This is a genomic window from Duganella sp. LjRoot269 (assembly GCF_964254095.1).
GTDB classification, from domain to species: Bacteria; Pseudomonadota; Gammaproteobacteria; order Burkholderiales; family Burkholderiaceae_D; genus Rugamonas; species Rugamonas hordei.
Genome location: NZ_CAXUSL020000001.1, coordinates 1,505,606 through 1,519,649, shown reverse-complemented (window position 1 = coordinate 1,519,649; position 14,044 = coordinate 1,505,606). Strand labels below are relative to the sequence as shown.

The window sequence follows — 14,044 nt, the reverse complement described above, 5'->3', positions numbered from 1 at the left end:
AAACCAGCATGACTATCAACACCCAGCGCCGCAACCTGATGAAGGCCTTGCCGGCCGCGGGCCTGTCGTTCGGCATCCCCGCCGTAGCCGCCACCGCGCCCGATCCATGGCTGCAGGCGCAAGCCATCATCGACCATGTCTCCCGGCCGACGAACTTCCGCAAGCAGGATTTCGTCATCACCGCATACGGCGCGCAGACCTGCAAGCTGTCCAAGGTCAAGGCCTGGATCTCGTTCGAAGAACAGGACACGGTGGATACGCCTGCCGCCGGTTCGCCGGATTGCTACCCGGCCTTCGCCGCCGCCATCAAGGCCTGCAGCGAAGCGGGCGGCGGCCGCGTGCTGGTCCCCTCCGGGAACTGGTACTGCGCCGGTCCCATCGTCATGCTGTCGAACGTGAACCTGCACCTGAGCGCGGGCGCGCAGATCTACTTCAGCAACAACCCGCTGGACTACGCCAAGTATGGCGACATCGATTGCGGGAAGAACGGCAAACTCTCGATCTCGCGCTGGCAGAGCAACGACTGCCTGAATTTCTCGTCGATGATCTACGCCTACGGCCAGGACAACATCGCGCTGACCGGCGACGACTGGACCAGCATCCTGAACGGCCAGGGCGGCGTGCCCTTCAACGAAGCCGGCGACTGCTGGTGGACCTGGAAAGGCAAGTTGAAGACCCTGAACGCCGTGGCGCAAGGCTCCACGCCGAACTACAAGGCCGGCAAAATGTCGGAGAACACCGAGAACCCGTTGAACGCCGCGTCGCTGTCCACCGTCGCGCCGCTGCTGACCGAGGCGGAACGCCTGCTGATACAAGGCGAAGGCCAGCGCTGGCGCGCGGACGGCCAGTATCTGCCGGCGCTGTCTGAAGCGGGCGTGCCGCTGTCCAGGCGTGTGTTCGGCATCGGCCACTACCTGCGTCCGCCGATGATCCAGCTGATCGGCTGCACCAACGTGCTGCTGCAGGGCTACCACGTCACGCACACGCCATTCTGGCAGCACCACCCTGTCCACTGCCGCAACATCGTCATCCGAAAGGTCCATTGCGAAAGCCTTGGACCGAACAGCGACGGCTTCGACCCGGAAGCCTGCGACCACGTGCTGATCGACGGCTGCACCTTTGACACCGGCGACGACTGCATCGCCATCAAGGCCGGCAAGGATCTGGACACGCAATACGGTCCTTCGCAAAACATCGTGATCCAGAACTGCACCATGCAGAGCGGCCATGGCGCCGTCACGCTGGGCAGCGAGATGGCCGGCGGCATCCAGAACGTGTTTGCGCAGAAGCTGGTTTTCCAGAACATCAACTGGGCCACCAACCCGCTGAACACCGCCATCCGCTTGAAGACCAACATGAATCGCGGCGGCTACCTGCGCAATTTCTACGTGCGCGACATCTCGATTCCCAACGGCGTGCAGACCAGCCCTTCGTTCTATGCGTCGCTGCCTGGATCGCCGATCCAGTCGAAGACCGTGGCCACGGCGGCCGGCGCCATCGTCACCTTCGATTGCGACTACACGCCGATCAGCGACAACGTCCGCACGCGGCCGCCGGTGGTGAGCAACGTGCATATCTCGAACGTCAAGGTGGGCAATGTGAAGACCAAGGATGGCAAGTCCGCGTCGTGCTATCAGGCGATAGTGATACTCGGCCCGGTGGCGTCCGACTACAACGGCCCGCAACCCACGCCCGCCGTTGTGCCGGTGACGGACGTGACCATCACCGATTGCGATTTCGGCACGCCTGTCAACACCGCGCAGCCCTGGTTCCTGTACAACGTCAAGGGACTGATGCTGAAGAACGTCACCATCGGTGGCAAAGTGCACAACGCCACGCTGTCGGTGTAAACTGCCCGAATTATTCCAAGAGGCCCGCCATGCGTCCATTGCTCATACTGTTGCTGTTGTCCGCCGCCGCCGTGCAGGCCGCGCCTGTCGAAGCTTTGAAGCCGATGGCTTTCCTGGCCGGGCATTGCTGGAAGGGTGATCTGATCGAAGGCAAGCAAAGCGATGAGCATTGCTTCCAGTGGATTTACGATAGCCAGGCGCTGCGCGACGTGCATACCGTGCGCACTCCGGGTAAGCCTGACTACGTGGGCGAGACGACCTACTATTACGACTCACAGGCGAAGGAAGTGGCGTTCCTCTACATCGAAAACCTCGGCGGCTACAGCCGGGGCACGGTGGTGCCAACCGCCACCGGCTTCGAATTCCCCGCCACGCAATACGTCGGCGGCGGGCAAGCCCTGACCTACCGCGTCCGCTGGACGCTTAAAGGTCCCGACGCTTACGAAGCCTTCAGCGAGATGATCATCAAGGATAAATGGATCACCCAGTTCAAAGTAGTCTTGAAGAAGCAGTGATCACTTTTTGGTGCCGTTAGAAAAGTAAAACGAGATCACCAGCGTCGCCATCGGCAGCGCGCCGATTTTGATGATTTCGGTCAGTGCGGCTAACGCCTTATTGTCCGGGTAGCAGTACCGTTCGTTTGACGCAGACCAAACGAACAGGCCTTCGCTCGGGCGTTACGCGGAAGTAGTCGCCGACGCGGATCACGTCGGGATCGGTAGCCAGCAAAGCCGCAAACAAAAAGGGCAGACACCGTTGCAGCATCTGCCCCCGCATTACGCAGCGAACGGCGTTTCCGCCACGCCTTTGACGCCAGGCCGCAGCAGCACGACCGAACCGCCCCACTCCGCATCCTCCGGCTTGCCGGAGACGATGGACGTGACCATCAGCGTGTCGAGATCCTTGCCGCCGAAGGCGCACATGGCGGGCTTCAGCATCGGTACCTCGACGCGGCGATCCAGCTTGCCGTCCGGCGTGAAGCGCAGCACGACGCCGCCGTCGTTACCGCAGATCCAATAGCAGCCGTCGCTGTCAATCGCGGCGCCGTCGGGACGGCCCACATAGGTCGACAGATCGGCAAACACCCGCTTGTGCGACGGCACGCCGTCGTCGATGTCGTAGTCGAACTCCCACACCATGCGGCGCGCCGGATGCGAATCCGACAGGTACATGGTGCGGCCGTCCGGCGAAAACGCCAAGCCGTTCTGGGTGATCAGCTCCGACACCACCGGCGCAGAAATGCCGCGCGCATCATAGCGATACAACTCGCCGACCGCGCGCGCGGCCGACATGTCCATGAACATGGTGCCGCTCCAGAAGCGGCCCTGGCGATCGCAGCGGCCGTCGTTGAAGCGCATGCCCGCGCCCAGGCCGGCCACCGGCGCCGCCAGCCTGGTCTGGACGGCGGCTTCCGCCTCGCCCAGCTCCAGGCTGAAGATGCCGGTCTCCATGCCCGCGATCAAACCGCCGTTCGACTTGGCAGCGACGCACGCGACCATCTCGGTGGTGGTCCAGAAGCGCGCCGCGCCGGTGGCGCCGTCCAGCCGCCACACGCGCTTGGCGGGAATATCGACCCAGTACCAGGCCGATTCCGCCGCGCTCCAGGTCGGGCTTTCTCCCACCGTGCAAGCAACGCCGCTTACGCGTTCCACGCCAGATCCCCGTTGACGACGCGCGGGATGTTTTGCGGGTTCTCGTCGGTCAGCGATTCAGGCAGCAGGTACGAAGGCACGTCCTGGTAGCAGACAGGGCGCAGGAAGCGGTCGATGGCCGAAGCGCCGACCGACGTCGAACGGCTGTCCGAGGTCGATGGGTACGGGCCGCCGTGCACCATCGCGTGCGACACTTCCACGCCGGTACCGAAACCGTTGAACAGGATGCGGCCGACTTTACGTTCCAGCACAGGCATCAGGCGCGCGGCCAGTTCGCGGTCGGCGGCGGTGGCGTGTACGGCTGCGGTCAGCTGGCCTTCGACGTGTTCGGCCACGGCCAGCATTTGCGCTTCATCGTCGCACACCACCAGCAGCGAGGTAGGTCCGAAGATCTCGCCTTCCAGCGCAGGATCGGTCAGGAAGGTGTGCGCGTCGACCTGGTACAGGAAGGCTTGCGCGCCGCATGGCAGCGCGTCGGAAGCCTGGCCGGCGGCGGCCTGCTTGACACCGCTGACGCCTGCCAGCGTTTGCACGCCGGTGACGTAGGCCTTGTGTATGCCCGGGGTCAGCATGGTGGCTGCGCCCTTTGCGCCCAAGGTGCCGGCGGCGGCGTCGACGAAGGCTTGCAGCTTGTCGCTTTTGAGGCCGATCAGCAGGCCCGGGTTGGTGCAGAACTGGCCGGCGCCCAGGGTCAGCGAATCGGCGAACGCCTGCGGCAGCCTGGCGTTGTCCAGCGCGCCCGGCAGCAGGAACACGGGATTGATCGAGCTCATTTCGGCGTACACAGGGATAGGCTCCTTGCGTGCGGCCGCGGTTTTCATCAGCGCCACGCCACCGTTGCGCGAACCGGTGAAGCCCACAGCCTTGATGGCCGGATGGCTGACCAGGTTCTGGCCGATGGTCTGGCCGGAGCCGATCAGCATCGAGAACACGCCTTCAGGCATATTGCACTCGGCGGCGGCCTTGGCCACGGCCTTGCCCACCAGTTCCGAGGTGCCCAGGTGAGCCGAGTGGGCTTTCACCACGACCGGGCAACCGGCGGCCAGCGCCGACGCGGTATCGCCGCCGGCCACCGAGAACGCCAGCGGGAAGTTCGATGCGCCGAACACGGCGACCGGACCCAGGCCGATCTTGCGCAGGCGCAGATCGCTGCGCGGTGGGGTGCGTTCCGGCAGCGCGCTGTCCAGCGTGGCCGACTGGAAGCGGCCGTCGCGCACGACTTTGGCGAACAAGCGCAGTTGATTGCAGGTGCGGCCGCGCTCACCTTCGAGGCGGGCTTGCGGCAGGCCGGTTTCCTGCATCGCGCGCTCGATCAGCGCCGGACCCAGGTCCATGATGCGGTCGGCGATGGTTTCCAGGAACTTGGCGCGCACTTCCAGGCTGGTGGCGCGGTAGGCGTCGAAGGCAGCGTCGGCCAGTTCGCAGGCGCGCTGCAGGTCGGCGGCGCCGGCCAGGCCGAAGGCCGGCTCGATTTCCACGTTGCGCGACGGGTCGATCGCCTTCATCGAACCCTCTTTGCCCAGAACCGCGCTGCGGCCAATAATCATTTCGCCAGTAATTTGCATAACCACTCCTTAGATGTGTGAAAAGCGCGGACGAGCCGCGCTTGTTTTAAAGCTGAAAAACCTTTGCTGATTACTGAGCGCCCTGCTTGAGCATCAGCTTATGCAGCATGTCGCATTCTTCCGCGGTCAGATCGGTCAGCGGTGCGCGCACCGGACCCGCATCGTGGCCCGCCAGGCGCGCGCCGGCCTTGACGATGCTGACTGCGTAACCTGCCTTGCGGTTGCGGATCTCCAGGTAAGGAAGGAAGAATTCATCCAGCATGCGGTTTTGTTCGGCGTGATTATCCGAGGCCACCGCGCGATAGAAGTCCATCGCCAGCTTAGGCATGAAGTTAAACACCGCCGACGAGTATACCGGGGTTCCCAAAGCCTTGTAAGCGGCCGCATAAACTTCCGCAGTGGGCAGGCCGCCCAGGTAGCTGAAGCGGTCGCCCATCTTGCGCCAGATCGAGACCATCAGCTCGATATCGCCGACGCCGTCCTTGAAACCGATCAGGTTAGGGCAACGGTCGGCCAGCTTGGCCAGCGAGTCAGGCGTCAGGCGGCAGTTGGCGCGATTGTAGACCACTACGCCCAGCTTGGTCGCCTTGCAGACCTCGGCCACGTGTTCGATCAGGCCGTCCTGGCTTGCTTCGGTCAGGTAGTGCGGCAGCAGCAGCAGGCCCTGGGCGCCAACGCGCTCGGCTTCCTTGGCGTAGGCGGCGGCCACGCGGGTCGGACCGCCGACGCCGGCCAGGATAGGCACCTGACCGGCGCAGGTGTCGACCGCGGTCTTGATGATGTCGGTGTATTCGTTGGCCGTCAGCGAGAAGAACTCACCCGTGCCGCCGGCGGCGAACAGCGCGCTGGCGCCGTACGGTGCCAGCCATTCCAGGCGCTCGATATAGGTCGACTTGCGGAAGTTGCCTTCTGCGTCGAAGTCGGTTACCGGGAACGACAGCAGGCCAGAGGACAGGATTTTTTTGAGTTCATTCGGTTGCATAAGGTCTCCAAGTATCGACGTCTGAGCTATGTGGATGGGAACTTCGGCGGCATACTCGCCACCTGTTGTATGACATCGTACAACCATATCCGTTTGTGAGCAAGCAATTTAGCAAAAACTGCCGAATCGCCCGCCAGTCGTTGCTTTTTTTACGCCGGCTCGCCGGCGGCGATGCCCTCTTGCGCGCGGCGCAGGCGCTCGCGGCTGTTGCTCAGATGGGTGCGCATGGCGGCACGGGCCGCCTCCGCATCCTTGCGCAGGATGGCGTTGTAGATATCGTCGTGCTCGCGGTTGACGCGCTCCAGGTACACGGCCGGGTCGTCATGCGCCAGCTGTGCCGAGTTGACGCGGGCGCGCGGGATGATGGCGTTGCCCAGGTCGCTGAGGATGTCGACGAAATAACGGTTGCCGGTGGCCTGCGCGATCAGCAGGTGGAAGGCCACGTCCGACTCGACCGATCCCGGACGGTTCTGCGAATTCTGGATGCGCCGCAATACCGCGCCCATTTCCTGCACCTGCTCTTCGCTGCGGCGGGTGGCCGCCAGCCAGGCCGCCTCGGTCTCCAGGCTGATGCGCAGTTCCAGGATCGCCAGCACGTCGCCGATGGTGCGGATGGTGTCGGACGAAATCCGCAGGTTGGCCGGCTGCGGCTCCAGCACGAAGGTGCCGATGCCGTGGCGGGTCTGCACCAGCCCGGCCGCCTGCAGGTGGGAGATCGCCTCGCGCACCACCGTGCGGCTGACGCCGTGCATCTCCATGATCACCGATTCGGTCGGCAGCTTTTCGCCCGGCTTCAGCGTGCCGGCCTGGATGCTGTTGGTGAAGGCCTCAACCACGCCCTGGGCGAGATTGCGGTGCTTCTTCTTCGGCACGAGGACGGTGGGAGCGGACATGGCGGCTGCGGTCTGGTTCATGGTTATTCACTGTTGTATGACGACTATAAGCATACACGCTTCCTGCGTGTCGCACGAAGCGCATATTGCCAGAGTTTTGACGAAAATTGTGCCTTAGACACTATTTTGACCACAATTAGTGGGTATGGACTAGTTCTACCGGCGCTCAGGCCAGCAGCGCGGCGCTCATCGATGCGGCCTCGTCGGCCGACTCGAGCACGATCTGCTGCAGCGCGGCGTTGTCGCTGAAGAAGCCGGCCAGGCTGGCGTGCTCCGTTGTCGGCGCCAACGGCGAGGCGACCGGCGCCAGCCGCTTGGCGATCAGCAGCGTGTCGCGCAGACCCAGCGGCGGCGGCGTCAGCGTGGCGCCGCGCAGCGACACGATGGCCTGGCTGACCGGATCGGGGATGGCCATCTTGCGCATCACCTCGCGACAGATGATTTCCTGCGCGGCGCCGGCCCAGTCGTCGGGATCGTCCAGCAAGCCCGGGATCTCGTCGGCGCGCGACAGCAGGTAAAAGCCCCCTGCCTCGTGCACGATGCCGGCGAACATCGCGGTATCGGGATCGGTGTTGGTCAGCCTGCGGGCGATCACATGGGCCAGCGCGGCCACATGGGCCGAATGGCGCCACAGCTGCTCGGCCTGGGCGCGCAGCGCGGCGTCGCGGATGGGGCTGCCGAACTGGCGCACCACCATCGCCGCCGCCATCGTGTACAGGTTGCGGAAGCCGACCCGCTGCACCGCCGAGCGCACGCTGGTCACCGGCGCGCCGCTGCGGTTGAACACCACGGCATTGGCCAGCGCCACGGTGCGCGCCGCCAGCAGCGGCTCGCCCAGCACCTTGCGGATCACGTCTTCGGTTTCGCAATCGGGATCGGACACCGCCATCTGCAGCCGCAATGCGGCATTGACGCTGGTTGGAAAGACCAGTTCCCCGCGCGAAGCTTGGGCAACGATATCGGCATAGTCTCTTAGTTTTTCCATAGCAACATTATAGCGCCATATACCGCTAACCAGCGCTTCCCTTCGCAACATGGGCGCCGGCGGCCGGCGCCAGCCGCAAAGCGTCGGCCAGACCCAACAGGCTGACCAGCGCCACCAGCAGGAAAGCGAGCCGGTAGTCGATGGCCGGCCAGTCGGCGATGCCGAACGCCTGCGCGCTCCAGTGGCCCAGCCGCACGCCGGTCGCCCCCAGCGCGATGCCCAGCCCCAGCGCGACCTGGAAGGCGGTGCTGAACAAGGTGTTGGCCGCCGCCATGCGCTGCTGCGGCACGTCGGCGAAGGCGATGGTGTTGAGGGCGCTGAACTGCATCGAGCGCGTCAGGCCGCCAGCGTACAGCACGGCGCCGATGATCCACACCGGCGTGGACGGCGTCAGCAAGGCGCACGCGGCCAGCGTGGCGACGTTGGCCAGGCCGTTCACCAGGATCACCGGCTTGAAGCCGAAGCGGCGCAGGATGGGCGTGGTGGCGGGCTTCATCATCAGGTTGCCGGCAAAGACGGCGATCACCAGCAGGCCGGAATGGAAGGCGTCCAGCCCGAAGCCCAGCTGGAACATCAGCGGCAGCAGGAACGGCACCGCGCCGATCGCCATACGGAACAGCGAGCCGCCGACGATGGTGATGGCGAACGTGGGAATCGCGAACGAACCGAGGTCGATCAGCGGATGCGCGGCCCGGCGCAAATGCCAGCCCAGCGCGGCCAGCAGCGCGGCGCCGGCGGCGATGCAGGCGCCCGCCTCCAGCCAGTCCGGCCGCAGGCTGCCCGCCACCTCCGCGCCCCAGGTCAGCAGCAGCAGCGCGCTGGCGCTGAGCAGGAAGCCGGGCCAGTCGAACGGCCGCCGCGCCGCCGCGCGCTGGTCGGGCACCAGCCACCAGGCCAGCGCCAGCGCGATCACGCCCAGCGGCAGGTTCAGGTAAAAAATCCAGCGCCACGAGGCATAGCTGGTGATGAAGCCGCCCACCGGCGGGCCGAGCACCGGCGCCACCAGCGCCGGCCAGGTCAGCGTGGCGATGACGGCGATCAGGCGTTCCTTGGGCGTGTTGTTGAGCACCACGAGGCGCCCGACCGGCACCATCATCGCGCCGCCCGCGCCTTGCAGCACGCGCAGCCAGACGAACTCGCTCAGGCCGTCGGCCATGCCGCACAAAACGGAGGCCAGCGTGAAGATCGCCAGCGCTGCGGCAAACACGCGCCGCGCGCCGAAGCGTTCGGCCACCCAGCCGCTGATCGGGATGAACACGCCCAGCGTCAGCAGGTAGGCGCTGACGCCGATGTTCAGCGCCAGAGGCGCCACGCCGAATGTCCTGGCGATGTCCGGCACGGCCGTGGTGATCACGGTGCCGTCCAGGTTCTCCATAAAGAAGGCGCCGGCCACCAGCAAGGCTATCCATTTGCTGGCGGTCGGCGCCGGGGTGTTGCTTGTCATGTCCGGCCCTGGCTGCGTTCGCGTCGATGCGCTATTGTAGCGCCGGAGCGAACGACGTTGGCGGACAGCGGTCGGCCGGACGGCGGTTACAGGTGCGCTGCGATCTGCGGCAGCAGCTCGTCGAAAGTGCGGCCCTTGCCGTTTTCGCCGAGGGCGTGCATCTTCCATTCGCCGTTGTGGCGATACAGCTTGGCCATGATCTGCGCCGAGTGCGGCCCCTGCACCGACAGGTTGAAGCGCGCCACTTCCTTGCCGTTGACCGCGTCGACCAGGCGGCAATAGGCGTTCTCCACTTGCGCGAAAGTCTGGCCGGTGAAGCTGTTCACCGTGAACACCAGGCTCTTGATCGACGACGGCACGGCGCCCAGGTCGACGTTGATCTGTTCATCGTCGCCGTCGCCGGCGCCGGTGCGGTTGTCGCCGGTGTGCTGGATGCTGCCATCCTTGCTCTTCAACTGGCGGAACCAGATCACGTCGACCGGCGCGCCGGACTCGTTGAACATCACGCACGAGGCGTCCAGGTCGACCGCCTCGGTCTTGGCGCCGAAGCCCAGGAAGCCCTTGCTCTTGATGGCGTCCCAACCGAGGCCCATCGTCACGCGGCCCAACGCGCCGCCGGCTTCCTTTTCCAGAGATATCTTCTGGCCCTTGCTTAAACTGACTGTCATGGTTGACTCCTATGTTGATTTACTGCGTGCCGCCGCGCTGCGCCCAGGCCTGGAACGCCGCGCCGTTGCGCGAACAGATCAGGATTTTTCCTTGTCCGGAAAAGCGCAGCACCATGCCTTCGCCGCTGGTCTGGCTATTGACCAGATTGCTCAGAAAGCCGCTGCTGCCGCCCGTGGTGACCGAGATTTCATAGCGCAGCGCGCTGTCCCATGCCACCACGTGCGAGTTATCGATGATCACGTCGCGCCCCGGCGTCACGTCCAGTTGCGACATCGAGCCGAAGCCCGACACCGCCACCTGGCCGACGCCGGCCGTCTCGGTGATGAAAAAGCCGCCGCTCTGCGCGAACAGCGCATTGCCCAGGCTTTGGGTACGCACCTTCAGCTCGACGCTGGAGGTGGCTGCGACGAAGGCGCCGTCGCTCAGCATGTACTGCTGCTGGCCGACGTCCAATATCTGCATCGCTCCGGGCAGGCGCGGCGCCAGCAGGCAATCGCCTTCGCCGCGCACCGCCTCGATATGCTGCTGGAAGAAGGACTCGCCGTTGGCGAAGCGGCGCATGATGGCCGCGCCGATGCCGCCGGTGACCTTGCCCTTCAAATCGAGCGCCGCTTCCATCATCACCATCGCATCGGACTCGCAGTAGATTTTTTCACCGTGAGCCAGCGAGACGTGCAGGAATGGGTCGATATCGCCGGTGATCGAAAACTTGGGCATGATTGAGTCCTTTCTTCTGACTTTAAATTAAACGCTTACGCCGAACGACGAAGCCAGTGGGCCCAGGCCGCCCTTGAAACCCTGGCCGACGGCCTTGAACTTCCAATCGCCGCCGTTGCGGTACACCTCGCCGAACACCATCGCCGATTCGGTCGAACCGTCTTCCGACAGGTCGTAGCGGGCGATCTCGCCGTTGCCGGCGGCGTTGACGCAGCGGATGAAAGCCTTCTGCACCATGCCGAAGTTCTGGCGGCGTTCGTCGCCTTCGTGGATCGTCGCGCAGATGGCGATGCGCTCCACGTTGGCCGGCACCTTGGTCAGGTCGATGGTGACGGTTTCGTCGTCGCCGTCGCCGGCGCCGGTGCGGTTGTCGCCGGAGTGCGTGACCGACTGGTCCGACGATTTCAGGTTGTTGTAGAAGATGAAGTCATTGTCGGCGCGAACCTTGCCGTCCACTTTCAGCAGGAAGGCCGAGCCGTCCAGGTCGAAGTCCTTGCCGTCGGTGCTGCGTACGTCCCAGCCCAGGCCGACCACGATTTTCGACAGGCCGGGAGCTTCCTTGCTCAGATTGACGTTGCCGCCTTTTTGCAGACTGATTGCCATGATGTGATACTCCTAAAAAGAGAACCGGACCTTATTTACACTTGGTACTGCAGGCGGCGGGCCGTGTCCGTAATTGACGGCCCGCCGGATTCTTGAAAACGTTATGCTGCGATGGCGACGGCGGCTTCCTGCTTGCGGCGGTGGCGTACCGAAGACCACAGCGAGGCGCCGATGAAGGCCACACCAATCAGGCCGGTGAACAGTTCCGGGATGTGGTACTTCATACTTGCCAGCATGATCGCGGCCAGGATACCGATCGCATAGTGCGCGCCGTGCTCCAGGAAGACGAATTCATCGAGCGTGCCCTTCTTCACCAGGTACACCGTCAGCGAGCGGACGAACATCGCGCCGATGGCCAGGCCCAGCATGATGATCACGACGTCGGTGGTGATGGCGAACGCGCCGATCACGCCGTCGAAGCTGAACGAAGCATCCAGCACTTCCAGGTACAGGAAGCCGCCGATACCGCCCTTCTTGACCAGGTCACCGACGTTGCTGCCCTCTTCTTCCTTCTCCAGCAGGTTGCTGATCGCATCGACGCCGACGTAGATCAGGATGCCCCACAGGCCGGACACCAGCACCACCAGCTTGTGCGCTTCGCCTACCAGGCCCATGGAGCCCAGCAGGACGCCCAGCGCAATCATTACCGAGATCGAGGACACCTTGCCCAGCGAGCCGAGTTTCTTCTCGACGTTGCCCAGCCAGTGCACTTCTTTCTCGTCATCGAGCAGGAAGTTCAGGAACACCAGCAGCAGGAACATGCCGCCGAATGCCGCCACTTCCGAATGGTGATTCGTCAGGTGCATCGAATACGTCTTGGGATCGTTCAGCGCCAGGTGCCACACGTCCATGATGCCGATGTCCGCGGCCACCGCCACGATCACCAGCGGGAACAGCAAGCGCATGCCGAACACCGCGATGATGATGCCGACGCCGAGGAACAGTTTCTGCCAGTAGTCGTCCCAGGTCTTCAGCACGGAAGCGTTGACCACCGCGTTGTCGAACGACAGCGATACCTCCATCGCGGCCAGGATCGCGGCGATGCCCACGGCGGACAAGGCGCCGCCCCATCCCGATAGTTCGTAGCCCCACCAGCCCGCTGCGGCCAGGCACAGGAACGTGACGAGGAATGACACTTTGAAGTGTTTCATTCTTTTCTCTCTTGGTTATGAATCGATGGGATGCAGTGTAGAGAACAAACGACTTTTTAAAAATAGAAGATAATTGAAGTATTCCTTCGTAAAAATAGAAGATCATGAAAACCAGCGGATTGAATTTCCGCCACCTGTATTTTTTCTGGATGGTGGCCAAGGAGGGCGGCGTGACGCGCGCGGCCGAGCGGCTGGGGCTGGCCGTGCAGACCATCAGCATGCAGCTGGCGTCGCTGGAGCAATCGATAGGCAAGCAGCTGCTGGAGCCGCAGGGACGGCGGTTGGTGCCGACCGAGGCCGGCAAGCTGGCGCTCATCTATTGCGACCAGATCTTCCTGCTGGGCGACCAGTTGCAGGATGCGCTGGACGAGGCGGAGGCGGGCAAGATGCGGCTGACGGTCGGCATTTCCGATTCGCTGCCCAAGCTGATCGCCTTCCGCCTGCTGCAAGCGACGCAGCAGATGGACCAGCAGGTGCGGCTGGTGTGCATGGAGGATGAATTTGAAAACCTGCTGGCCGACTTGGCGCTGGGCAAGCTCGACGTGGTGCTGACCGACCGCGCCGTGCGCGCCGGCGGCAGCCTGAAGGTGTTCAGCCACCTGCTGGGCGAGAGCGACATGAAGCTGTTCGGCGTTCCCAGGCTGGCGCGCAAATACCGGCGCAACTTCCCGGCCAGCCTGCATGGCGCGCCGCTGCTGCTGCCGACCCGCAACAACGCGCTGCGCGGCCGCATCGACGCCTGGTTCGTGCAGCACGAGGTGCGGCCGGACATCGTCGGCGAGTTTGAAGACAATGCGATGCTGAACACCTTCGGCCGCAACGGGCTGGGCCTGTTCTTCGCGCCGTCGGCGCTGGCGCAGGACATCGAGGATCAGTTCGGCGCGGTGTTGGTGGGCGACGCCCCGGAACTACGGGAACAGTTCTTCGCCATCTCCAGCGCCCGCAAGATCACCCACCCGGCGATCGAGGCCATCCTCAGCGCGGTGCACAGCGGCCCGTTCGCCATCGCCGAATAAGGCAGTCACAGGCTGGCCAGCAGCCGGGTCATGTCTTCCTTGCAGATTGCCAGCAGCTTCTTGGCGGCGGCGAGTTGGTCCAGGTGCGGTTGCATGGCATCGGCCTGCGCCGGGTCGAACGAGGGCAGGAACTGCTCTTCGATGGTGGCCAGCAGGGTGAATTTGTCGACCAGCGCGTTGAAGTTGGCCAGCACGGCGTCTTCCACCTGCAGCGCGGCCAGCCTGGCCTGGGCGGCGGCGGCCAGTTTGCGGTAGCTGTCCGGCGTTTCCGGCCAGCGCAAGGCCTGGCCGCCTATCTGCGCCAGCAACCACGAATATTCGGTCTGCGCCCGGCTGAATCCATAGATGAACTGCCCGACGCTCTCGTAATATCCCTCGCTCATTTGGTGGCCTTTTTTGTCTTTTTAACCATGCCGCCAACTATACTGGAATCCCAGGCCCCAATTTACGCACATTCTTGCGTCGGCGGCGTTTTTTGCGCTGCGCTGCCGCACAGTCGTTTAAGATGCATGTTTTA

Annotated in this window: 14 protein-coding genes; 3 read left to right on the top strand and 11 right to left on the bottom strand. The window is 64.1% G+C overall.

The features are described from left to right. Positions 1–8: 8 nt before the first annotated feature. Positions 9–1,850 (top strand): glycoside hydrolase family 28 protein, encoded by a 1,842-nt coding sequence (locus ACSQ3S_RS06720; RefSeq protein ID WP_436141921.1) that lies wholly within the window; start codon positions 9–11, stop codon positions 1,848–1,850. A 29-nt stretch (positions 1,851–1,879) separates the two neighbouring features. Then, positions 1,880–2,365, top strand: a complete 486-nt coding sequence (locus ACSQ3S_RS06715; protein WP_436141920.1) for a hypothetical protein — start codon at positions 1,880–1,882, stop codon at positions 2,363–2,365. A gap of 261 nt (positions 2,366–2,626) precedes the next feature. Here the strand turns inward: ACSQ3S_RS06715 and ACSQ3S_RS06710 are convergent, their stop codons facing one another. From ACSQ3S_RS06710 to ACSQ3S_RS06665, 10 genes are all read right to left on the bottom strand, one after another. After that, positions 2,627–3,502 (bottom strand): SMP-30/gluconolactonase/LRE family protein, encoded by an 876-nt coding sequence (locus tag ACSQ3S_RS06710; protein ID WP_176654673.1) that lies wholly within the window; start codon positions 3,500–3,502, stop codon positions 2,627–2,629. Beyond that, entirely contained in the window at positions 3,490–5,067 is a 1,578-nt protein-coding gene (locus ACSQ3S_RS06705) for an aldehyde dehydrogenase (NADP(+)) (RefSeq protein WP_436141919.1), read from the bottom strand. Before ACSQ3S_RS06705 ends, ACSQ3S_RS06710 begins: the two co-directional genes overlap by 13 nt. Before the next feature lie 70 nt (positions 5,068–5,137). Further along, positions 5,138–6,049, bottom strand: coding sequence for a 5-dehydro-4-deoxyglucarate dehydratase (gene kdgD / locus ACSQ3S_RS06700; protein ID WP_436141918.1), 912 nt, complete (start codon positions 6,047–6,049; stop codon positions 5,138–5,140). A gap of 149 nt (positions 6,050–6,198) precedes the next feature. Further along, the gene (locus tag ACSQ3S_RS06695; protein ID WP_176654676.1) at positions 6,199–6,963 is read right to left on the bottom strand and encodes a FadR/GntR family transcriptional regulator; all 765 of its coding nucleotides are present in this window, start codon (positions 6,961–6,963) and stop codon (positions 6,199–6,201) included. Positions 6,964–7,108: 145 nt separating this feature from the next. Then, positions 7,109–7,927, bottom strand: a complete 819-nt coding sequence (locus tag ACSQ3S_RS06690) for an HDOD domain-containing protein (protein WP_176654677.1) — start codon at positions 7,925–7,927, stop codon at positions 7,109–7,111. A gap of 25 nt (positions 7,928–7,952) precedes the next feature. Next, positions 7,953–9,371, bottom strand: coding sequence for an MFS transporter (locus ACSQ3S_RS06685; RefSeq protein WP_436141917.1), 1,419 nt, complete (start codon positions 9,369–9,371; stop codon positions 7,953–7,955). Positions 9,372–9,457: 86 nt separating this feature from the next. Next, positions 9,458–10,039: a TerD family protein gene (locus ACSQ3S_RS06680; RefSeq protein WP_436141916.1), complete on the bottom strand. Its 582-nt coding sequence runs from the start codon at positions 10,037–10,039 to the stop codon at positions 9,458–9,460. A gap of 19 nt (positions 10,040–10,058) precedes the next feature. Continuing rightward, complete coding sequence (locus tag ACSQ3S_RS06675; protein ID WP_176654680.1) at positions 10,059–10,757, bottom strand: TIGR00266 family protein; 699 nt, start codon at positions 10,755–10,757, stop codon at positions 10,059–10,061. Between the two features lie 27 nt (positions 10,758–10,784). Further along, a complete protein-coding gene (locus ACSQ3S_RS06670) occupies positions 10,785–11,360 on the bottom strand; it encodes a TerD family protein (protein WP_176654681.1) in 576 nt (191 codons plus the stop codon). A 101-nt stretch (positions 11,361–11,461) separates the two neighbouring features. Continuing rightward, the gene (locus ACSQ3S_RS06665; protein ID WP_176654682.1) at positions 11,462–12,511 is read right to left on the bottom strand and encodes a DUF475 domain-containing protein; all 1,050 of its coding nucleotides are present in this window, start codon (positions 12,509–12,511) and stop codon (positions 11,462–11,464) included. A 104-nt stretch (positions 12,512–12,615) separates the two neighbouring features. On the opposite strand from ACSQ3S_RS06665, the gene nhaR reads away from it, so the two are divergent. Next, on the top strand, positions 12,616–13,527 hold the full coding sequence (gene nhaR / locus ACSQ3S_RS06660) for a transcriptional activator NhaR (protein WP_176654683.1): 912 nt from the start codon (positions 12,616–12,618) through the stop codon (positions 13,525–13,527). Between the two features lie 5 nt (positions 13,528–13,532). Here nhaR and ACSQ3S_RS06655 read toward each other — a convergent pair whose 3' ends face one another. Further along, positions 13,533–13,910 carry a hypothetical protein gene (locus tag ACSQ3S_RS06655; RefSeq protein ID WP_176654684.1) on the bottom strand — a complete coding sequence of 126 codons (378 nt, stop codon included), beginning with the start codon at positions 13,908–13,910 and terminating at the stop codon, positions 13,533–13,535. Positions 13,911–14,044: the final 134 nt, after the last annotated feature.

Excerpts from the sequence above, each read along its gene's own strand:
- ACSQ3S_RS06720 (WP_436141921.1), top strand. The coding sequence starts at position 9 with ATGACTATCAACACCCAGCGCCGCAACCTGATGAAGGCCTTGCCGGCC.
- ACSQ3S_RS06690 (WP_176654677.1), bottom strand. The coding sequence starts at position 7,927 with ATGGAAAAACTAAGAGACTATGCCGATATCGTTGCCCAAGCTTCGCGC.
- ACSQ3S_RS06675 (WP_176654680.1), bottom strand. The coding sequence starts at position 10,757 with ATGCCCAAGTTTTCGATCACCGGCGATATCGACCCATTCCTGCACGTC.
- ACSQ3S_RS06665 (WP_176654682.1), bottom strand. The coding sequence starts at position 12,511 with ATGAAACACTTCAAAGTGTCATTCCTCGTCACGTTCCTGTGCCTGGCC.
- ACSQ3S_RS06685 (WP_436141917.1), bottom strand. The coding sequence starts at position 9,371 with ATGACAAGCAACACCCCGGCGCCGACCGCCAGCAAATGGATAGCCTTG.
- ACSQ3S_RS06715 (WP_436141920.1), top strand. The coding sequence starts at position 1,880 with ATGCGTCCATTGCTCATACTGTTGCTGTTGTCCGCCGCCGCCGTGCAG.
- ACSQ3S_RS06680 (WP_436141916.1), bottom strand. The coding sequence starts at position 10,039 with ATGACAGTCAGTTTAAGCAAGGGCCAGAAGATATCTCTGGAAAAGGAA.
- kdgD (WP_436141918.1), bottom strand. The coding sequence starts at position 6,049 with ATGCAACCGAATGAACTCAAAAAAATCCTGTCCTCTGGCCTGCTGTCG.
- ACSQ3S_RS06695 (WP_176654676.1), bottom strand. The coding sequence starts at position 6,963 with ATGAACCAGACCGCAGCCGCCATGTCCGCTCCCACCGTCCTCGTGCCG.
- ACSQ3S_RS06655 (WP_176654684.1), bottom strand. The coding sequence starts at position 13,910 with ATGAGCGAGGGATATTACGAGAGCGTCGGGCAGTTCATCTATGGATTC.
- ACSQ3S_RS06705 (WP_436141919.1), bottom strand. The coding sequence starts at position 5,067 with ATGCAAATTACTGGCGAAATGATTATTGGCCGCAGCGCGGTTCTGGGC.
- ACSQ3S_RS06670 (WP_176654681.1), bottom strand. The coding sequence starts at position 11,360 with ATGGCAATCAGTCTGCAAAAAGGCGGCAACGTCAATCTGAGCAAGGAA.
- nhaR (WP_176654683.1), top strand. The coding sequence starts at position 12,616 with ATGAAAACCAGCGGATTGAATTTCCGCCACCTGTATTTTTTCTGGATG.